Source organism: Rhizobium sp. AN68 (assembly GCF_030758035.1).
In the GTDB taxonomy this organism is placed as follows: domain Bacteria; phylum Pseudomonadota; class Alphaproteobacteria; order Rhizobiales; family Rhizobiaceae; genus Agrobacterium; species Agrobacterium tumefaciens.
In genome coordinates this window covers 212,233-232,127 of the sequence record NZ_JARWMI010000001.1, presented here as the reverse complement: position 1 = coordinate 232,127, position 19,895 = coordinate 212,233, and the positions used below count along the sequence as shown (strand labels likewise).

The 19,895-nt window shown below is 56.5% G+C and carries 14 protein-coding genes and 3 pseudogenes; 3 read left to right on the top strand and 14 right to left on the bottom strand.

Going from position 1 to position 19,895, the window contains the following annotated elements:
• Positions 1 to 26: 26 nt before the first annotated feature.
• Positions 27 to 995, bottom strand: a complete 969-nt coding sequence (locus RBH71_RS01070) for a helix-turn-helix transcriptional regulator (RefSeq protein ID WP_416349294.1) — start codon at positions 993 to 995, stop codon at positions 27 to 29.
• A 160-nt stretch (positions 996 to 1,155) separates the two neighbouring features.
• Here RBH71_RS01070 and RBH71_RS01065 point away from each other — a divergent pair, with 160 nt between their 5' ends.
• The 3 genes and pseudogenes from RBH71_RS01065 to htpG all read left to right on the top strand — a co-directional run bounded on the left by RBH71_RS01065 (position 1,156) and on the right by htpG (position 6,113).
• Entirely contained in the window at positions 1,156 to 3,408 is a 2,253-nt protein-coding gene (locus tag RBH71_RS01065; RefSeq protein ID WP_112361202.1) for a TonB-dependent receptor, read from the top strand.
• 418 nt (positions 3,409 to 3,826) lie between these two features.
• A pseudogene (locus RBH71_RS01060) lies at positions 3,827 to 3,983 on the top strand (DUF4172 domain-containing protein); the annotation flags it as partial.
• A 237-nt stretch (positions 3,984 to 4,220) separates the two neighbouring features.
• Positions 4,221 to 6,113, top strand: coding sequence for a molecular chaperone HtpG (gene htpG / locus RBH71_RS01055; protein WP_323686988.1), 1,893 nt, complete (start codon positions 4,221 to 4,223; stop codon positions 6,111 to 6,113).
• 297 nt (positions 6,114 to 6,410) lie between these two features.
• Here the strand turns inward: htpG and RBH71_RS01050 are convergent, their stop codons facing one another.
• The 13 genes and pseudogenes from RBH71_RS01050 to RBH71_RS00990 form a co-directional block, all read right to left on the bottom strand.
• A complete protein-coding gene (locus RBH71_RS01050; RefSeq protein ID WP_112361201.1) occupies positions 6,411 to 7,130 on the bottom strand; it encodes a class I SAM-dependent methyltransferase in 720 nt (239 codons plus the stop codon).
• A gap of 29 nt (positions 7,131 to 7,159) precedes the next feature.
• Positions 7,160 to 7,804, bottom strand: a complete 645-nt coding sequence (locus RBH71_RS01045) for a YbhB/YbcL family Raf kinase inhibitor-like protein (protein WP_413373704.1) — start codon at positions 7,802 to 7,804, stop codon at positions 7,160 to 7,162.
• Positions 7,805 to 7,958: 154 nt separating this feature from the next.
• On the bottom strand, positions 7,959 to 8,852 hold the full coding sequence (locus RBH71_RS01040; protein ID WP_323686987.1) for an AraC family transcriptional regulator: 894 nt from the start codon (positions 8,850 to 8,852) through the stop codon (positions 7,959 to 7,961).
• Positions 8,853 to 9,290: 438 nt separating this feature from the next.
• Positions 9,291 to 9,578 (bottom strand): hypothetical protein, encoded by a 288-nt coding sequence (locus RBH71_RS01035; RefSeq protein ID WP_075807477.1) that lies wholly within the window; start codon positions 9,576 to 9,578, stop codon positions 9,291 to 9,293.
• A 63-nt stretch (positions 9,579 to 9,641) separates the two neighbouring features.
• Positions 9,642 to 11,068: pseudogene (locus RBH71_RS01030) on the bottom strand (ISNCY family transposase).
• 361 nt (positions 11,069 to 11,429) lie between these two features.
• A complete protein-coding gene (locus RBH71_RS01025; RefSeq protein ID WP_323686986.1) occupies positions 11,430 to 11,822 on the bottom strand; it encodes a hypothetical protein in 393 nt (130 codons plus the stop codon).
• Positions 11,823 to 11,931: 109 nt separating this feature from the next.
• A complete protein-coding gene (locus RBH71_RS01020; RefSeq protein WP_323686985.1) occupies positions 11,932 to 13,305 on the bottom strand; it encodes an ISNCY family transposase in 1,374 nt (457 codons plus the stop codon).
• Positions 13,306 to 13,594: 289 nt separating this feature from the next.
• Positions 13,595 to 13,894, bottom strand: coding sequence for a hypothetical protein (locus RBH71_RS01015; RefSeq protein WP_097170211.1), 300 nt, complete (start codon positions 13,892 to 13,894; stop codon positions 13,595 to 13,597).
• A 225-nt stretch (positions 13,895 to 14,119) separates the two neighbouring features.
• On the bottom strand, positions 14,120 to 15,163 hold the full coding sequence (locus RBH71_RS01010; RefSeq protein WP_111801272.1) for a sensor histidine kinase: 1,044 nt from the start codon (positions 15,161 to 15,163) through the stop codon (positions 14,120 to 14,122).
• Positions 15,160 to 16,602, bottom strand: a complete 1,443-nt coding sequence (locus tag RBH71_RS01005; protein WP_111801273.1) for an ATPase domain-containing protein — start codon at positions 16,600 to 16,602, stop codon at positions 15,160 to 15,162. The genes RBH71_RS01010 and RBH71_RS01005 overlap by 4 nt, the downstream gene beginning before the upstream one ends.
• 240 nt (positions 16,603 to 16,842) lie before the next feature.
• Positions 16,843 to 17,207, bottom strand: a pseudogene (locus tag RBH71_RS01000) (VOC family protein).
• 182 nt (positions 17,208 to 17,389) lie between these two features.
• Entirely contained in the window at positions 17,390 to 18,769 is a 1,380-nt protein-coding gene (locus tag RBH71_RS00995; protein ID WP_111802801.1) for an enoyl ACP reductase FabMG family protein, read from the bottom strand.
• A gap of 216 nt (positions 18,770 to 18,985) precedes the next feature.
• Positions 18,986 to 19,885, bottom strand: coding sequence for a LysR family transcriptional regulator (locus tag RBH71_RS00990; protein WP_111802800.1), 900 nt, complete (start codon positions 19,883 to 19,885; stop codon positions 18,986 to 18,988).
• Positions 19,886 to 19,895 lie beyond the last annotated feature (10 nt).

The following is a 19,895-nucleotide window of genomic DNA, read 5'->3' as shown; positions in this document are numbered from 1 at the left end:
GCTTTCCGGCGGTGTCACGAGACGGCTTAATTCCTCGCAGGTTTTTTTGCCTCGTCAGGCGCCGTCATGCGGCGAAGGTCTGTAGGGCGTATTCCGTAGCGACTGCGGAAAGTGCGATTGAAATATGACAGGTCGTTGAAACCGACGCTGTAGACGATCTGGCTGATCGGAGTTGCGGTGTTCTCGGCAAGAATCAGGCTCTTGGCGCGCACCAGCCGCCGCTCCAGCACGTAGCGCGAAAAGGTCGTGCCTGTCCGACTGAAAAGTTTCTGGATCGCGCGCGGTGTGATGCCTTCGGTGCGTGCCACATCAGCTATCGAAAACGCACCGTCGGCAAGATTTTCCTCAACCATCGCCTTGATCGCTTCAATGCGGTTTTGCGGAACTGCCGAAGGCGCAACCTCATTCCCATATCGGGCGAGAACGGGAAGCAGGGAGTAGAAGTGCGCAACCATCATGGTGGCATGCTCTTTGTCCTGATGGTCCTGTTGAAGAAGATATCCTGCATAGTGGGTCAACAACTGCAATGGCAGGCATTCTGCTGAAAAGGGCCGCAACAAGATCCGGTCGATCGACTTTCGTGCAAGGGTGAGGGCGGCATGGGGAAGATGGGCGCAGTCGAGGCGCCCGCCTTGCGGCAAAATAATTTCCGATGCCATATCCGTGGGAAGGATGATGACATCACGGGGTTCCAGTTCGAAAGTGTGCTTGCGATGATGGACAATTAAGGTTCCGTCAGTTGCACGCAACATCGCGATATCAGGCCTGCCGATCCCATGAGCTGTCAGCCGCAAGGGTGTTTTGGGCAGGTAAACGGTTGCGAGAGAAAGGTTTTCGTGTTTCCAGACAAGGCCGGTGACACCCGCCAGATCACCGTCTTCAACGGTGATTGTTGCTTCTCCCAACATGTCCAGAAGGATTGTGCGGCAGACCAGTCTGCTTTCTGGATCAGGTAGCGAGAGGGTTCCAAGTTTCAGGGGGCGGACAACTTCCATGAAAAATCAAACCTGTCTTTGCTGTTGATGTTCGCATCTATCCAAATCGGGTTCGTTCCCATCCAAGCCCGGCGGTTTCATAGCGCATAAAACATGATCAAAACAGTCTTGTATTTTCCGGGGACGACTTGGAAGATATTTTTTGCGCATTGGGGGCGACATGATCGGAAAGTGGAATGTCGGCGTTAGTCTTGTGGCTATCGTCGTCGCAATCGGGGGCGGCAACGACGCCGTTCAGGCGCAGGATACGTCTCAGAACGCGCAATCAGACAATGGTTCTATGGTGCTGGAGCCGATCGTTGTAAGTGGCAACCGTATACCCCAGCAAATCTCGCGGACGGCGCGAACGATTTATGTCGTTGATGCACAGGCCATCGAGGCCGAAGCCCGTTCAGGCAAGTCGCTTCAGCAGATTCTTGCTGAGAGAGTTCCAAGTTTCGACCCCGCCAGCGAAGGTGCGCGCACAGCCTATGGCCAGAACCTGCGGGGACGCACGGCCCTCATTCTCATCGATGGTGTTTCGATGAACTCGGCGCGCTCCCTGAGCCGCCAATTCGATTCAATCGATCCTTTCAATGTCGAGCGTGTCGAGGTTCTGTCTGGCGCGACGGCAATCTACGGCGGCAATGCCACAGGTGGTGTCATCAACATCATCACGAAGAAGGGGAAAGATGCGCCGGACGGTTTGCGCGGTGAAGCGACGGCGGGCCTTGGCAGTGGCTTTGGCCGTACCCGTGACCTTGACCGCAACGGTGCAGGTGCCGTGAGCTATAACAGCGAAAACTGGGATGCGCGTTTCTCCATCGCCGGCAACCAGACGGGAGCCTTTTACGATGGCTCCGGCACGATGCTCACCCCCGATATTACCCAGACTTCCACAGCATTCAACAAGCGCATCGATTTCATGGGTACTGTCGGTTTGCAGATCGATGACGACAGGCGCCTTGAGGTGTCCGGCCAGTTTTATGACAGCGCCCAGGATTCGCCGTTCGGGCTTTATCTTGGAGCAGGCCTTGCCGGGATCCGCAATTCCAACCTGGTTGAAACGCGGGACGGATACCGATCGGATTTCGACCCCCGCACGCGCCGTACCATGGTAAACGCGACTTACACAGACAATGATTTCCTGGGGCAGGAACTGCTTCTGCAGGGCAGTTTCCGGCGGGAAGAAATCCGGTTCCACCCGTTTCCCGGTAGTGCGATTTTCTCGCCCTTCGTCTATTTCGGCGGCAGCTCGCAGGATACCGATTACTATAGCCTGAAGGCAGCGATGATCTCGGAGCCGCTGGACGGGCTTAAGGTGACATATGGCATCGACGCCGACCGGGATTCGCTGAGTTCCAAACAGAACGTCTTCGATTTCCTGACAGTCGCGACGACCGGTGCGATGGACTTCAGGACACGCGGCATTACCGGGCTTTATCCCGACATCGATGTCTCGACCCTGGCCGGTTTCATCCAGGGATCTTATGAGGCGACGGACCGGCTGACGGTCAATGGTGGTGTGCGTTATCAATATGTCACCACCGACGTATCGAGCTTCGCCGGCGCGGCACAGCAGGTCGCCGTTCTCAACCGGGCCGGCTCCTCTGTGGATCCCATTCCCGGCGGGGAAGTCAGCTACGATGCGGCTCTGTTTAACGCCGGCGCGACCTATGAGCTGACCGATACGCAGCAAATCTATGCCAATTTCGGCCAGGGTTTCGAGCTTCCTGACCCGGCAAAATATTACGGGATCGGGAGCTATAGGCTTGTCGGAGGCCGTTACGTCCTCCTGGACAGCGTCAATGTTGCCGACTCCGCACTCCAGGCGATCAAGACCAACTCTTTTGAAGTCGGTTATCGTTTCAATGACGATAGCTTCAGCTTCCAGACCGCGGCATATTACTCGCTCTCCAACCGATCCATCGAGTTGAACCGCACGACCCTGGCTGTTGATGTCGTTGATCGTGAGCGACGTGTCTATGGTCTGGAGGCCAGCGCCAGCACGACACTGGATTACGGGTTTGATGTTGGCGCATCCGGTCACTGGGTGAAGTCGGAAATCAAGTCTGACGGTAACTGGGAGAAGGAAAGCATCGGTACCGCCAGTGTTTCCAAGCTCGGCAGTTATGTTGGCTGGACGAAAGATAACTTCAACATCAAGCTGGCCGGTCAGCATGCCTTCAATCTCAGCGACGACGACAGCCGGAAGATTGATGGTTACACCCTGTTCGATCTAACCGGTGCCTATCGCTTCGAAGCGCAGGACACAACGCTTCGCTTCGGTGTGATGAACCTGTTCGACAAGGATTACACAACCATATGGGGCGCGCGCGCCAACGCGCTTTATGGGGCTTTGGCCAATGAAGCCGTGTTCGACTACAAGGGACGCGGACGCACATTCGCCGTTTCATTGACGAAAGTTTTCTGATGGATCATCAGGGCAGCATGTGGCGGGGATATTTACTCCCGCCACGTGCCGCCAGGTCAGCGCAATGACCGATCCGACCGGCTATGGTGCCTTCAATCTCCATGGCTGCGAAACAGTCGGGCTTATTGGGAGGGCGCGCGGATTCTGGGCGCGGGCGCTGAAGGATAAGCGGCAGTTTCGATATTTCTAAGGCTCACAGTGGTTGAAAGATCGAGGTTGGTGACATGTCGGCAATGCGTCAGGCATCGAGTGTCTGGAAGCCGCCTCCCGCGCTTCGATTTCTGAGGCTGTCAGACAATGGCCGGGCAGGGCTTAAAGACGAATTTGCGGCCCAACGGCTCTGCGCGCAGCGATATCTAGCTTTACCGCATCTGCAATGTGGACCGATAGGATGGGGCAGACACCCGTTCTCCGGGACGGCGAGGTTATTGGTGCTGTTCGCCATTTCAACGAGGACAACAGCAAACAACTTTGTATCGAGTTGCTGGGCGATGAAGCGGTCAAGACTTCAGAAGTTGAGGGGGGAATTTATGGACCGCGTGAGTGTCCAGTCATCATTGCGCCGGAGTTTCGGTAGGTAACGGTTATATCTCTGCTGACTTGCCGGTAAAAAGCTACCGAATGTCATCTTTTTCGCAGCACTATTTGCGCGGAGGTTGTTGGCGCAATCTCAAAGGCTCACGGAAACTGAAAATCGGAAACAATCTAGTCGAAAGACGATCCAGGAACGCTGGCGCAAGCGGTAGATAGCGCTTGAAATATGACTCTGGAAAAACCATTTGACCGGCGATTTATGTGCAATGGAGGTATCAATGACGACCGTACAAGAGCGCCAGCCCGAGCAACACGTATTCGAAGCCGATGTCAGCCGACTTCTGCACATGATGGTGCATTCGGTCTACTCGGACAAAGATGTATTCCTGCGCGAATTGATCTCGAACGCGGCGGATGCCTGCGAAAAGCTGCGGTATGAGTCGATTTCCAAGCCGCAACTCTCGGCCGATGGGATCCAGCCAGGAATTCTCGTGACGCTCAATGAAGAGGCGCAGACACTCGTTGTCGAAGACAGCGGCATTGGCATGGACCGCGACGAGATGATCGACGCGCTCGGTACGATCGCGCGCTCGGGGACAAAAGCATTCATGGATCGGCTTGAGGCGGCCAAAGCTGGAGAGAAAGCGCAACTGATCGGCCAGTTCGGCGTCGGCTTCTATTCATCGTTCATGGTCGCTCACCGGGTCGAAGTAATCTCGCGCCGCGCCGGCAAGGACGAGGCCTGGAAATGGTCATCCGACGGCAAAGGAAGCTATGACATTGTTGCGGTCGACCCGGGACAAGCACCGACACGCGGTACTCGCGTCGTGTTACATCTTTTGGAAGATGCAAAGAAATATACGAGCAAATGGACGGTGGAGGAGATCATTCGAAACCAGTCCGGCCACGTCCCCGTACCTATCCGTCTGGTCGAGAAGGAGGGTGCCGAGCCCTCACAGGTATCCGATGGTGCAGCGCTCTGGATCAAGCAGAAGAACGAAATATCCAAGCAGGATTATGTCGATTTCTATCGGAGCGTTTCAGGCCAGTACGACGAGCCGCTGAGTAACGTCCATTTCCGCGCTGAGGGCCGACACGAATATACGACTCTTGCCTTTATACCCGGTTCTGAGCCATTCGATGTGTTTGATCCGGACCGACATGGTCGGATGAAGCTCTATGTAAAGCGCGTCTTCATAACCGATGATGCAGAACTGCTACCGCGCTATCTGCGCTTCGTCCGTGGCATCGTTGATACTTCGGATCTGCCGCTCAACATCTCCCGCGAGATGATCCAGGAAAGTCCGGTCCTCGCGGCCATCAAAAAGGGCGTGACGAGCCGGATCCTATCCGCGCTGGAGAAGATGGCCGAGCACGACGGCGAGACCTTTGCCAAGTTCTGGGATATGTTCGGGGCTATTCTCAAGGAAGGCATCTACGAGGACTTCGAACGGCGCACACAGTTGCTGAAGCTGGCACGCTTCCGCAGCACCGCATCGGGCGAGGCGACACGCAGCCTGGCTGACTACCTGGCCACGATGAGGGAAGGACAATCGGCGATCTATTATATTAGCGGCTCCACTTTGGATCAGCTGAAATCGTCGCCGCACCTTGAGGGTTTCCGGGCCAAAGGGATCGAAGTCCTCCTGCTTACAGATGGTGTCGATAACTTTTGGCCGACCAATGTGCCTGATTTTGAAGGCAAGCCATTTAAATCTGTCACCCAAGGTCTTGCCGATCTGAACACTGTTGCCGCGGAGGGGGGCGCTGATGAGGCTGGTCGGCAAGCTTCTCCCGAGGTTGGAGCCTTCATCGATTTCGCGCGAAGCGCCCTTGGTGAAGAGGTCGCTGACGTGCGTATTTCTGATCGGTTGACCGAAAGTGCGGTCTGCCTTGTGGCGTCGGATTATGGCCCCGACCGCCAACTCGAAAAACTCCTGAAAGGCGCCGGGCGGTTGCAAACAACGTCGAAGCCGATCCTGGAGATCAATGGGCAGAGCGAACTTGTGAAAAACATTGCTTCAATGGACGATCAGGCGTTTCGCGAGGATGCTGCGTGGCTTTTGCTTGACGAAGCCCGCATCCTTGACGGGGACAAACCAGCCAACCCGCGCGCGTTCGCCGATCGGCAGGCTAGGTTATTTGCCCTTGCGATGAGATCCGGTAAGTGACAAGCCTTGGCAAGGCGGCCTTTGGCTGCCTTGCCAACACTCGGCCGAAGAGGACGATCGGTGGTTGCCGATGGTGCGCAGGTTATCAATGAGTGTGGCTGCGTTTTCTCAGATGATGCATCATGACAGCGCCAATTGCGCCCGGCACAGCCCCTTCAGTGCCGCTTTACCCTCTGGAAGATGCAACTGCACTGCAGAGCCCACCATAAGTCATCATTGGAACTGTAAACTGCCAGGGGCCCGTTATAGAACCCCTGCAGATTTCATAAACCGCTGATGCCAGGTCTTGCTGCTATCTCAAAGGTTCGTAGTGGCTGGCGGCTCGCCCTGACGTCGGCCACTGAGCACCGCGAAACGCCATGCTTTGAAGCTGCAGTCCACCTCGGAAAATCCCGTATCGTGCATCCATTGCAAATGGTTCTCGATAGGGGAGCAACGATCGTGGGACATCCGCTCGAGCGCTTTGGTGATTTCCTCTTCGGGTACGCCCAGCCTCCTGACCTGTTGCAGCCAGATACGGGCGTAACGGGCCTCTACCTCGCAATCATGGCCGAGGACCTGCTCGGCGTTGACGAACAGGCCACCCTCCGACAAGGCGCTCCGAATTTCACCGAAGAGATGCTTTTTCGCGGCGTCTTCCAGATGATGGATCGCCAGCGCTGAGATGATGAGATCCCACGGACCGCCGAGTTCGGTATCTGACATGTCGGCCACGGCATAGGTAATGGCCGGATTGCCATCGAAACGTTGCCGGGCCTGCTCGAGCATCTTTTCGGAGGCATCGACGAGGTGGATCTGGGCATCGGGGTGGCGGGCCAGCAGCATTGCCGTGAAAAGGCCAGTGCCAGCGCCAAGATCGAGTACACGCAGTTTCTCGGCGTCCCGCCAGTCGTCGATCAAGTCGAGCGCTGTCCCGTAAAACGTATCGAAACAGGGAATAAGGCCGCGCCGAAGGGCGTCGTAGCCGGATGCATCCCGATTGAAGACGGGTAAGGACGAAACATTCATCGGTGCCATGGTGTGTCTGAACCTTTCGGGATTGTAATCTACTTCGCCGTGGCGGCGGGGATCAGGCTCGGGTTCAATGAATATGTCGCTGTCGCCTTGCCGCTTGCAAGGATGTGGCCAGCCATGGCTTTTTCCACGTCTTCGCCAGTGAACGGCCCGGCAAGGCCCAGTGTCGCAACGTCGAGCGCGACCACTTCAAGGATGTAGTGATGAACGCGCTGATCGTTTATGGGCGGGCAGGGGCCGTCGTAACCACCATAGGTGCCTGCCATGCCATCAGTTTTGGCCAGAAAACTCGTATAGACATTGGCGCCGCGCAGTCCGTGTGGTGTCAATCCGACCGGCTTGCCGCCCAGCACGAGACCATCGCTTTCCGTACCTTCGCCGATGGATATGATGCCGGCGGGAATATCGGCCAAAACCCAGTGGAAAACGTTGATCCGCGGCGCGTCGTCTGGAATCGTGGTGCCAGGTTTATTGATGAGGCTAAAATCGAGTGGTACGTCCGGATCGGTCATCAGTAACACATAAGATCTGGTGCCCTCTGGGCCTGCCGACCATGAGACCCCCGGGCTCACGTCCTTCGCCCCTTTTCCGGGCGGGCAGAAGGCGGTGGAATCTGAAAACCGGCCAGAACCGTCAAGCCCTTCGATCTTCACGGACAGCGTGGATTCCGCGGCCATGGGCGCTGTCGCCGAAAATGCGGCGGCCACAATGGCGGCGCATATGCTTCTTTTATTCCTGTTCATCTCGTCTCGCCTGTTTGATTTCAGTCGAGCATAGGGAACGATGCCAGTGCGGGTGGGCCCGATCTGATCAGCAATGAGCCTGAAGCGGTCAGGCTAATGGTTTTTTACGTGCCTTGCGAACGGTCGAAGGAGCCTGTCCGAAGGCATCCTGGAAGTGCCGCGAGAAGTGTGAACGCGATGCGTAGCCGGTAGCGGCTATTGCGTCGGCGACATCGGCATCCCGATCCGAGAGTATGAGGTAAGCGGCATGCATTCTTTCGGTGAGCAGCAGCGCGCGTAGTGAGTGGTTTTCGTCCCGTAGTCGCCGCCGCAGGGTGACCTCTGACATCGACAGGGACGCGGCGACCGCGGCGGTTGACCACGCGTGATCGAGCCGGTGGCGGATCAGGAGGCGCACTGCTTCTGTGACTGAGCGGTCGACATATTTGGGCATCAATGGCAGCGCACCCTGTTCGGCCAGGATAAGCAGAACCTCGAGAACACGGTGATCTACGACGCGCCGGGAAAGGTCGAGCGTACCCGCCAGCGCCTCGCCACTATGGATGATTGCCGAGCAGAGCGTCGGACTGATCGTGATGGGCGAGCCGAGGGGTATGTCGCGCTTGGTGAGTTGCGGCCAAAGGCGTGCCGCCTCAATGACCAGGGTGCGAGAGAAGCGGACGAAGAGGGCGCGATAGACGCCAGTGTCGGCATCTGGTTCATTCACAACATCAACCTCCGCACCGGCCGGCAGCACGAAGGCGTCGCCGGCGTGGTAGATATTGCGTTCCGCGCCCCACAGCACTTCTTTGCGGCCTTCGATGACAATGACGAGGCCGGCGGCGGGCATGCTGAGCTCGGAAATGGTTTCCCGGTGACGGGCGACGAAGGCCGAGATGAACGGTGGATCTTCGTTTTCGAGCATCAAGCGCGTGTCGCGCTCGGCCAGCGGGCGAAGGGCATCAACGAGACGCCGCCGTAGTGTTTTGTCGCTGTCACGCATTGAACAAGCTATCTCGAAATTGGATCAGGCGTCATTGCTATGTTGAAATCAAGTCGCTGTCGATACGCCGCCGAAGGGCGCTGAAAACGGAAAGGTACTGTCTGCCATTGGCGATCTTTTGGAGGGCTACAACGTCTGAGATGGTCGGATATTGCAAGCCGGCAAAGCGCCGTTATCTTGGTCTTAGAGGTTCTCATCACGCGCCTGAACGGTTGGAATGCACCCGGCTACACACAGTGTCAAAGCTGGTTAGAGGCGCGACTTCGCCAGCTGTTTAGAAACGCGACACAGGCACCGACGGTCAGCCCCCGATCCGACCGGCTGGGCCGGGTTGCAAGGGAGGAGCGGGGGCGGGTGAGGGAATGCCTATTCGGCTTTAGCTTCCTCAGCAGGGTGCATAATCTGCCTTGGCAATCAACAGGCATTCCGGGTATGAGATCAAACCCTAAGTGCAGGATAATCCCACGATGACTGCAAACGGCGACGGGCCTCTTTTACAAGGTCAAGGTAGTCTGCCCTGAAGGGTGCAACCAGCTGCTTTTCGAGACCGGCAAGCAGTCCGTGCAGCACAGCGCATTCGGCAGGGCTCTCGAAACAGGACGCGCTTGGCGTGGGAGCGCTGCTCTCTTTGCACCAACGAGAAAGAAGCTCAAAAAGAACCAGAGCTTCGTCTGGAGCAAGGTGGATTTGTGTATGATCGGAAGAAGTTTGTTGTTCGTCTTTCATAACGCGAAACTCGCATGCGCCGCTGACGTCTGCAATAGACCGCTGGCATTCAACGTCGCCAGTTCATTCCGCCGCTTCCATCCGCGCCAGCGCCTTCTGCCTTTTGGCAATCACCTCCTGGTCGTTCATGAAGTCCGTCCGCCGGCCGGGCTTGCGGCCGCGCTTCTTATAACCGTTGCTCTGGCTGCCATCGCGAATGCCGAACATATGATCCGTCTGGCCGGTGCGGCGAGGGCCGCTCTTGCTGCGCTGCTGTTCCCGCCCGGCCTGCATCTCGGCCACGATCAACAGCATGTCGTCCAGCCGCTTGTTCTCGACCACTGCGGATCGGTGCACTGATCGCAACTTATCAAAGGTTCTGTAGGGTAGGGTGAAGCTCTCGTGCATGATCTCGAGGCGACCGTCCGGATAGTCGCAGACGACGACCTTCATTCCCGCCAGCGCATTGGCCTGTCCTGTTGAATCGAGGATAAATAACACCTTGTCGTAGCGCAACGTCAGTGCCTGCGACAGCGTGCGCACTTCCTTGCGGCACATGGCGCCGTCAAGGTTCTCATGGGCGGCGAGGGGACGATGCATGTCTTTCTGATTTCGTGGTGGCTTGCCGAAACGAGTGTCGAAATCAGCAATGAATTCCGGAACGTAGTGGTTAGCAGCTTCTATCGTGTCGATACCGCGAAGCCTCAATTCTTTGACCAATCGATCCTGCAGGGTCTGGTTCGCACGTTCAACTCGACCCTTGGCCTGCGGGGTATCGGCGCAGATGATATCGATGTTCAGCTCATAAAGCGCGCGTCCGAACTGTGTCAGGCCACCGGTTCGATCTTTCTGCGAGGCGTGCGTAGAGCGAAACACGCCATGCTTGTCGCTGTAAAATGCCAGCGGCTTACCCCATTGCTGCAAATAGGCTTTTGTCGCATGCAGATAATCGAATGTGTTCTCAGATCCGGCAAAACGCAGATGCAGCAGCTTGCCGGTGGCGTCATCGATGTAGACGAGCAGGGCGCATTTGGGCCGCGGTTCTCGAACCACCAGTGATGCGAGCCATCGATCTGCACCAGTTCGCCAAAGCAATCGCGCCGGCCGCGTGGTTGGAAAACCCGCTTCTTGCGTTCGCGACGCGAGACCCAGATGCCAGCCTCGGTCATACATTGCCGCAGCGTCTCCTTGGCGACAGAGATCCGGTGCAACTCGATCAGCTTCTCCCGCGCCAGCGTCGGGCCGAAATCCAGATAGCGTTCGCGGATCAGATCCAGCGCCGCATTGCGAAACTCCTCGCTGTGGCGCCGATTGCTTGGCCGCGCTCGCTTCTTCGAAACCAGACCGGCCGCACCAGAGTGGTCATAGGCCTGCAGCAGCCTGTACACCTGACTTCGGCTGAGGCCAAGCAGTTCAACGGCCTGGACGACGCACAGGCGCTGATCACGGATCTTCTGAATAACTTCGAGGCGATGCAATTCTTTCTGCGACATGGTGATCAAACGGGACATGACGACTCCGACCGCACATAGTCTCGACCAGGTTGAAGGTCGTCATCCTTGCTCCCAACGTTGGCATTGACCAGAACATCGAGAGGCGAGATTGTCGCATCTCTAACTGGCCCAACTGTCGTATTACTAAATAGCCGCTACATACGATGTGGCAGCAAGGTTGGAATGTCGCGGATCGTGCAAAGTTAAAATGTCATCTGTCGCTCTGCCAGCCAGTTAGAAATGCGACACTGGCGCCGACGGCCAGCCGCCGACCGGACCGGCTGGGCCGGGTTGCAAGGGCAGGGAGGGGCGGGTGATGGAACCCCCCTCTTCGGCTTTAGCTTCCTCAGTTGTGGCGACTGCTTTGCGCCAATAGGGGTCATTTTGTAGGGGGTAGTTCAAGGCCCTTCGGCAGAGAAATCCAGAGAACGGTCTGCGCCTCTGGCGAGTGGCGCGAGAGGTGTCCCTTGCCATGCGTATCCGCGACAAGCACGAAGCTGCCCGTCGAAACGTAACGCACCTCACCATCGCTAGTCTCGTACTCCACAGAGCCATCAAGCCTTACCGTCAGCACAGGCTCAGGCACTCCATGCCACGATACTTCCCGCATTCCTGCGGGAATATGCGCAATGCGTACCCGAGAGGCTGGGTAGTTTGCTGTAACATCGAAGGGTACGGTGTTAGGGTGAACGGGCCGGGCGGTCGTTGGCAAATCAATCTCATCGAAATGAGACTCTCCATCCGCTGAGGCGTAGATGCGCAGGCACTTCATCGAAGGTTCCCCGGTGATAGAAGAATGGGCGTGGCAACGGATGCCGAATACGATGCAGACCATGAAGGTTCTATGACAGCGAATGACGGCTTAGGGCCAAAAGCTACCTTCATTCAGCCGCCTCCATTCGAGCAAGCGCTCGTTGCCTTTTTGCAATCACCTCCGGATCATTCACGAAATCCGTGCGCGGACCGGGTTTGCGGCCTCTCGGCTTGTAGCCGATCTTCTCACTGTTGGTCTTTGGCGCAAGTGCATGTTCTCGATCTTGCTGCTCTTTGATGTAGGCCAGCACTTCGCCGAGACGCTTGTTCTCGACCACAGCCGCATGGGTCACGCGCTGGTCCTTGTCGAAGATCTTGTAAGGCAACGAGTGACCTTTCCATCGAATATCCAGTCGACCATCAACGTAAGCGAATGTCTCGACATACTTTCCAACCAGGCCGCGCGTGACGTCGTTCTCCTCAAGCATGATGCGTTTGCGCTCATAGGAGAATGAAAGCTGTGCGCCGACGTGTCTTTGCTCGCGTTTGCAAAGCACGTCATTCAGCCTGCTTGGCGCCAGATTGACAGGCCGATGGAGGTTGTCGGGGCGGGTAGGGGTCACCGCAAAGCGGTCATTGTATCGCTCGATGAAGGCTGGCAGAAACGCATTGCCGGTCTCCATGTCACTGATATTGGCAAGCCTCAATTCCTTGACCAGCCGATCCTGCAATGTCCTGTTCATACGCTCGACGCGTCCCTTGGCCTGGCTGGAATTGGCGCAAAGAATCTCGATGTGCAGCTCCGATAGCGCGCGACCAAACTGCGTCATGCCTTGCCCGCCCTTGGCGTCTTTCCGGGCGACACGAAAAACGGAATGTTTGTCGGAGTAAAAGGCGATAGGTGCGCCATGCTCTTCAAGGTAAAGCGAAAGCGCCTCGAAATAGGTAAAAGCGCTCTCCGATCGAACAAACCGCAGCTGCATCAGCTTTCCGGTCGCATCGTCGACGAAGACCAGCAGAGAGCACGCAGGGCCACGGTCCTCAAACCAGCGGTGCTCGGAGCCGTCGATCTGCACCAGTTCACCATAAGCCTCGCGCCGCAACCGCGGCTGATGAAACGCCCGCCGCTGTTTTCTCGAAAGCCATATGCCAGCATCCTGCATCCACTTACGCAGCGTCTCACGCGAGACTGTGACGCCATGCTCTTCCTGAAGCTTCTCGGCCGCCAGCGTTGGCCCGAAATCAAGGTAGCGTTCGCGCACCAGAATCAAAACGTAATCGCGGACGCCGGTGGCGATTTTATTGTTCGACGGGCGACCAATTGCCTTGTGTCTGATCGAGGCAGCGCCGGTAGCCTCAATACGACCAATCAGTCTCTGAACATGCCGGTCGCTGATTGCCAGCACATGCGCCGCTGCGACGATAGTCATGCGGCCATCAACGACTTTCGACAAAACCTCGATCCGCTGCAAATCGCGCTCGCTCATCGTGATCAATCCCATCCGCAATCTCCCCGGTATCATTCAGATCCGGGGAGTGTGACATTCCAACTTTGCAGAAACAGGACACTTTAACTTTGCGGCTACATACGATAATCGCATAACATATATTATGGAACTGAATTTGTCGAAAAGGCGACACTCTCTCAATCCTGACTTGACCATAACGATACGCGCAGGTGCAAACGGAGACTGGTTCTATAGGTCGTCAACAAATATTGCTCGCCTTTACCTTAGGCATCCTTCCGATCCTGATCACAAGACCACTGAAGCGATTTTATAAGACGAGCAGCTAGGAAAGGTTCTCTCCGTAAAAAAGCAGGGTTGCAGTGAAGACGACAACACCAAAGCCTGCCAGGCCGAAAGCGCGAAAAGAGGAAGCTCGGCCTTTCTGAAGCAGCGCTGCCACAAAAGCGCAGACTGACCAGAGTGCTGTGAAAATTACCAACAACCAGGAATACACAAACGGACCAAGATCGTAGCCTCCCCCGCCAATTGATGGTGCAGAACCTGTATCGACTTGAGCTGCTATCAGAACCGACACAGGGACAGCTAGCATCAGCAGCCAAATATAGAGCGACTTGTTTTCCATAGGGTCTGAAATCGTCTTATTTTGGAGGTCGATCCGCCCGCTCTGGCGAATGTGTTGACCCGGTGTGGCTCGTCAATATCGTGATAGTTGCTCTACTAGACTGCGCGACAAACGCCAAGAGAGCTCTCGATCCCCGGCAGGCAACAACCGAATGTCGAATCGTAACAAGGGTCTCTACGTTGGATTACCCGGCCCATGATTCATTTGGACTGGGTTTTCCAATGACTAGATTTGAAGCCGTTGCAATGGACCAGCGGCATGGCATGAGAGGCCGGACGGAGCGAATGTGATGACTGGTGCTGCGCCAAATACGGAAGTCAGGGCAGAGCGAACATATTTCGTTCCGTATCCCTGCCGCTTCGGTTCAACGACCGCCGGTCCACCTGTTTCTATCCAATCCAGGGAAAAGACCGGCGATGCTTCCTCCGACATGGACCACATAACATCGACACTGCCATCCTTTTGAGACAGCGCACCATATTTGATGGCATTGGTCGTCAACTCGTGAAGGCAAAGTGCAATCGTCGTGGCGGAGGTGCGGTTGACGCAGACATCAGGACCGCTAGCCTTGATCCGGCTCAACCCGTCGCCGTTATACGGTGCGACGACCATGGCAATCACTGAGGACAGGGAAACCTCTTCTCCGCCCGCCTCAAACACTGCCGTATGGACGTTGGACAAAGCCTGAAGGCGTCCGGTGAAGTCGGCTGCAAGCTCTTCGACCGTTGACGCGCCACGCCGGGTCATCTTGAAAATCGAGGTGACGCTCGCAAGAATGTTTTTGATGCGATGGTTGAGTTCCAGCCGGAGCTCGACCTCTCGCTCAATGGCATCACGCACCTGTTTCTGGCGCAACCGCACGAGAAGATTTGTCTGGATGCTGTTGACCAGCTCCAATCGCGCGATCGGGCGCGTGTGGAGTATGAGGCGAGCGCTTGGCCAAGACCGTTCAAGCTGGCTGTAGATTCGCGCCAGAGGGGCAGCCTTCTCAAGCAGGACAAGGATCGGGACTTCTGACCAATCCGGCTGGGATGCAAGATAATCGCCGATCGTTGCGATAACGGGCGGGTTCAATGCTTCATGGGCGATGATGACGACGCCGGGGGAAAGCGATAAACTATCGGCCAGCTCATTGTCGGCCCTACTATGCCTGACAGCCACGTTCTGCTCCTGCAAAAACGCCGCGATATAGTCGGCGTCCTTGCGAAACGGGGCCAGGATGAGCACCCAGTCAAGCTCACTTTCGCTTTCGCTCGGTATTTCGTTCATTTCGGATCAGGAAGAGGGTTGTAGGAAACGACGCTGACGCTGCCACTTTCGATCAGCAATTCCTGGATATTGAGGTCATGCGGCCCGTGGCGCTTCTTAACAACGGTGATGTTGCGGCGCAGCCTGCCCTCGTGCTCCATAATACGCAGCAAAAGGACGGTGTCTCCGAGAAAGCTTACGTCGACGTCAATGCCGACATTTTGACCGATCAGGCCATGTTGGGCGACGATCAGCATCGTCAGTACACCGGAGCGGGCAAGAAATTTCAGCAGCGACTGAATATCACGAACCGCCTTTTCCCGATGCGGCAGCGAGTTCAGATATCCGGTGAGACTATCGATCACAACAACGCGGGCCTTGTTTTGCGTGACGGCACCCTGGACAATTTGGCCAAATTCGCCGGGCGAGATTTCGTTCGGATTGAAATCCCGCAGGATAAGCTTGCCATCCTTGTGGAACTGCCTGAGCTGCATGCCCAAGCCTTCGGAGCGGCGGAAGAATGTCTCAAGCCGCTCCTCGAAGAGGAATAGCGCAACTGTCTCCCCGCGTTCGAGTGCTGCGGTGGCATAAAGCGATGACATGGTTGATTTGCCGGTGCCCGATTGTCCGATGACCAGCGTCGTGGTTCCTGCCTCTTGCCCACCACCAAACATATCGTCAAGCGCTGCAACACCCGATTTGATCAATTCCGGTTTGGTCGCCTCAGATGCTGTACTGGGCATGATGCGGGGAAAGACAACGACGCCCTCGCCTTCCCGGATCGCCATATCATGGTAGCCATCTGCTACCGGAACACCACGCATCTTCGAGATTTCAACACGGCGGCGCACACCCCCGTATTCCTCCAGCGCCTTGTCGAGACGTATGACCCCGTGGGCCAATCCCTCCACTTCTTCTCCGCTTCGGTCGTAGCCGGGCGTCTGGGTATCGAGAAGAAGAGCGACCACATTTCGCTTGGCCAGGAAGGATTTAAAACCGATCAGCTCCCGACGAAACCTTGGGGAGTCGCCGGTAATCAGTCGAATTTCTAGGAGCGAATCGTAAACCAGTCGTCGTGGCCTATGCTCTTCGATGGCGGCCTCGATCGCCTTTCGCGTCTCGTCGAGCCGAAGGTCGGCGGTCAGGAATATGCTCTGGTCATCGGCTTCGCTGACCAAGCCGGAGGTGGAGAGCTCCTCAACACGGATGCCATCTAGTGTCCAACCGTGTGAAACAGCGATCGCTTCGAGTTCTGCCGCCGTCTGCGAAAGCGTGACGTAGATACAACTTTCTCCCGCCTCCACCCCGGCGCGAAGAAATTGCAGCGCTGCCGTCGTTTTGCCGGATCCGGGTGCGCCTTGCAGCATGTAAAGATTCGATGCTGGCAGGCCGCCACGCAGGATTTCGTTCAGTCCCGTAATGCCAGTGCTGACAACTGCTGGGGATTTTCGTTTCGGCATATCTCATCTTCCAAATTTGTTAGCGTGTTCCGCGGCGGAATGCGCGCATCATCATCGGCGAAAGATGCCTCCCTGTTATATTTGGGATTTTCGAAACATCAATAACGGGCTGTGGGTAGCGCCGCGTGAATTGCCACTGGAAACACCTTAACCCGGTGTCCATGAAACCGGCAGCAGATCATTCTACGCCTGCCGCTTTAATACTCGTACACGGCTTCCGCAGGCGTTGACTCTGCCACATCATTTCGTCGGTTGAGACCTTACCGTGAGTTTATTTCCATCCGGATCGCGAAGATATGCAACGAACGCCCCATTCTGACGTTCTGCAGGTGGGGTCTGGATGCTATGCAAGATACTGGCGGCATGCCACGCCAGAACATGTTCGGGACTCGCGGCGGCGATACCGATCGTCCCACCGTTGGCTGCTGTTGCCGGCTCGCCATCGATCGGCTTTGTGATCATCAGGCGGTTGCCCTCATCGGCGTAGATCAGCGACCTCTCGCATCCATTTCACCGGAATTGCCTCCCAATGCAGCAAGGTGGTGTCGTAGAAGTTTCTCGCCCGCCACAGGTCGGTTGCTTCCGATCATGACGTGCGTGAACAACCATCATCTCCTGCGGGGCGTTCTTTAAAGGTATTTCCTGAGGTTCAACGCTCGAAGCTCCTTAACATGACGCCAGTACCAAGACGATGTCTGCTTTGAGGCAGGCGCGATGGCGCCTCTCACATAACGGCGATTCCTGCAGCAAGATTCGCGGCCTCATCGCCAAAACACCCGGCCTCCACTCACGCCATCTCAGGTTGGGTGGGTTCCACTCCCGGTGCGATAAGCGGCGCAGACAACTCCGAATGCGGGTGGGAAGCGTTAAGTCGCCGAGCCACAATGTCATGGTTGAGCCACAGAACTGGACCGGAAGGTTCGGACGATTCACCAAAGATTAGCTGCCCTGTTGCCGTCACCACGAGACTGCTCAGCAGATCGCTGATCATCACCTTGCTATCCCGATGCATCTGGGTGATCTCGTTGGACGTGCCGATGGTCAGATCGGCCTGCGCCTGGCTGTTTGCCATGGGCCATGCCGAAAAGTCATAGAACGGACGCATGACCTCGCTGGCCTGCATGGCGGCGATCTTGCCGAAGACGTCTTCCATCGTTAAGCCATCTACCAGCAGCTGCTGGCAGGCCTGCCACTGTTCATCTGCCCATTGGCCGCCGTTTTCTTTCTTCAACGCAAGCAACAGCGGTATCAGGGGCAGCTCGATACCGGTGAACACGTCGGACGAATTGGTCCGGATTTCGGGGCAATTATAAACCGTTGCCCTGATCCCTTTAGCCCAGGCTTCCTCAGCAATGCCTTCGAGCCGCATCTTCGCGTAACCCTGCGTGTAGTTGGTGTAGGTCTGCCAACGATAGCTTCCGTCAATGAGGACCGCCGATCCGTGATAACCATAGGCCGTATATCGCACTTGACCGCCCGAAGCTTCAACGCGCTCGCGGATCGCCGCACTGAAATCAATGAGATGGCGAAAGGTGTTTGCGGAGACGTCGTCAAAATTCTGCAGGATGAGTTTTCCCATGTCACTGTCGAGCAGGGTTTGCGACGACATGTGGCGGGTTCCGGTTCCCTTGTAGATCCGATTGGCGACGACCAGGAACACCTTCGCCTTCGGAATGCCGCCTGCCATTGTGTGGGCAAAGAAAACATTGCGGCCATCGGCGATCATACCATCGAGAACGGTCATGACTTTCGAAAGCGATTCCGTAAAACGCGCATTGGCAATGTCGCGGCATTGCCTGACATAGTCCCAGTCGAGCTTGTCGTGCTCCCAGCTCTCAAGCGTCATTTTTGCCAGGAGATCGGTGGGAGTCGGCCCGTCTGCGGGCGCATCGCGATCGAAACCCGCCATAAGAGGTATGTTGATAATCCTGCCGCCCAGCTGGGCCTCCGCCGAAGACAGTTCATTGGCGTCGAGCGGCCGCAGCGTGTTGTTCTCGTCACGCCGCCCGACGGTGATCCCCACAATCTCCATTCCAGCCCGTCTCGCTTCGTCGAGCAAGCCGGTGGCGTATCCGCGGCCGAACAGTTCGCCGAAGAGTACGAAAACGTCGCCCTTACGGAAGACCGTGTTTTCGGAAAGACGATTCAATGCAACCGGATTTTCCATGCTGTCAGCTCTTTGATAAGTGTGTCGTCGAACAATGGCTCGTACGAGTTTTGCAAAGACATGACCGCATTGGCACCGAATGTGAACTCATTTTCGGTGACCGTTCATTTCAAAACGTGAAGTCGGGCCCTGTTCGTCGCAAGCTTGCGAGAACACCGGTATCGACAAAGTATGAACCAACGACCACATTCACGACAAAGACAGGCATCCTCATTATCAATTGTCGCTGGTCGAACGCTCTCGGATCAGATCGATGAAGGCACGCAGTTTGGCTGGCATGTGTCGCCGTTGCGAAAAATAAAGACTAAGTCCCGGGTACTCGGGAGACCAGTCTTCCAAAACAGGAATGAGATCGCCTGAGGCAATATGGGGCGCGAGTGCATGTTCACCTAGATAGGCGAGCCCGAATCCGGCAAGAGCGGCCTCCAGGATCAGGTCAGACCCATCAAATGTGAGATGACCGCTGACATCGATCAAGTCTGTTTCCCCGTGCTTCTCAAACTCCCAGCGATAAAGTCTCCCGCTCGTCATGCGCATCTGGATACAGACGTGCCGGGCGAGATCGGCTGGGACGACGGGCTTTGAACGGCCGTCGAAATAGCGCGGCGAGCCAACGACGAAAGACCGCATTTTCGGAATGATCGCTACGGCCACCATGTCGGGCGAGATAACCTCGGTGAGACGAATGCCCGCATCGAAACCTTTGCCGATCACATCCACGAGCGCATTTTCGGTCACGATCTCGATGTCGACATCCGGGTATCGGCGGCTGTACTCGAGGATGAGCGGCTGCAGCAGAATGCGCGCCGCGCCCGGCGCCATATTCAGCCGGAGTCTTCCGGAGGGTCGATCTGAATGTTCACCGACATTTTCGATCGCCTTCTCGAGCGTCTGCAGGGCAGGTGCGATTTCAGATAGGAATTGCTCACCGGCTGCAGACAAGGACACGCTACGCGTGGTGCGGTTGAAAAGCCTGACGGCAAGGCGCTCCTCAAGTGCGGCGATCGCATGGCTCAAAGCCGATGACGACATACCGAGTTCGCGCGCGGCAGCCCGGAATCCACCGTGACGCGCGACGCCCGCAACCGCTTCAAGCTCGATCAGGCTTGCCCTCATTGCGCAATCC

Excerpts from the sequence above, each read along its gene's own strand:
- RBH71_RS01070 (WP_416349294.1), bottom strand. The coding sequence starts at position 995 with ATGGAAGTTGTCCGCCCCCTGAAACTTGGAACCCTCTCGCTACCTGAT.
- RBH71_RS01065 (WP_112361202.1), top strand. The coding sequence starts at position 1,156 with ATGATCGGAAAGTGGAATGTCGGCGTTAGTCTTGTGGCTATCGTCGTC.
- htpG (WP_323686988.1), top strand. The coding sequence starts at position 4,221 with ATGACGACCGTACAAGAGCGCCAGCCCGAGCAACACGTATTCGAAGCC.
- RBH71_RS01050 (WP_112361201.1), bottom strand. The coding sequence starts at position 7,130 with ATGGCACCGATGAATGTTTCGTCCTTACCCGTCTTCAATCGGGATGCA.
- RBH71_RS01045 (WP_413373704.1), bottom strand. The coding sequence starts at position 7,804 with ATGGCCGCGGAATCCACGCTGTCCGTGAAGATCGAAGGGCTTGACGGT.
- RBH71_RS01040 (WP_323686987.1), bottom strand. The coding sequence starts at position 8,852 with ATGCGTGACAGCGACAAAACACTACGGCGGCGTCTCGTTGATGCCCTT.
- RBH71_RS01035 (WP_075807477.1), bottom strand. The coding sequence starts at position 9,578 with ATGAAAGACGAACAACAAACTTCTTCCGATCATACACAAATCCACCTT.
- RBH71_RS01025 (WP_323686986.1), bottom strand. The coding sequence starts at position 11,822 with ATGAAGTGCCTGCGCATCTACGCCTCAGCGGATGGAGAGTCTCATTTC.
- RBH71_RS01020 (WP_323686985.1), bottom strand. The coding sequence starts at position 13,305 with ATGGGATTGATCACGATGAGCGAGCGCGATTTGCAGCGGATCGAGGTT.
- RBH71_RS01015 (WP_097170211.1), bottom strand. The coding sequence starts at position 13,894 with ATGGAAAACAAGTCGCTCTATATTTGGCTGCTGATGCTAGCTGTCCCT.
- RBH71_RS01010 (WP_111801272.1), bottom strand. The coding sequence starts at position 15,163 with ATGAACGAAATACCGAGCGAAAGCGAAAGTGAGCTTGACTGGGTGCTC.
- RBH71_RS01005 (WP_111801273.1), bottom strand. The coding sequence starts at position 16,602 with ATGCCGAAACGAAAATCCCCAGCAGTTGTCAGCACTGGCATTACGGGA.
- RBH71_RS00995 (WP_111802801.1), bottom strand. The coding sequence starts at position 18,769 with ATGGAAAATCCGGTTGCATTGAATCGTCTTTCCGAAAACACGGTCTTC.
- RBH71_RS00990 (WP_111802800.1), bottom strand. The coding sequence starts at position 19,885 with ATGAGGGCAAGCCTGATCGAGCTTGAAGCGGTTGCGGGCGTCGCGCGT.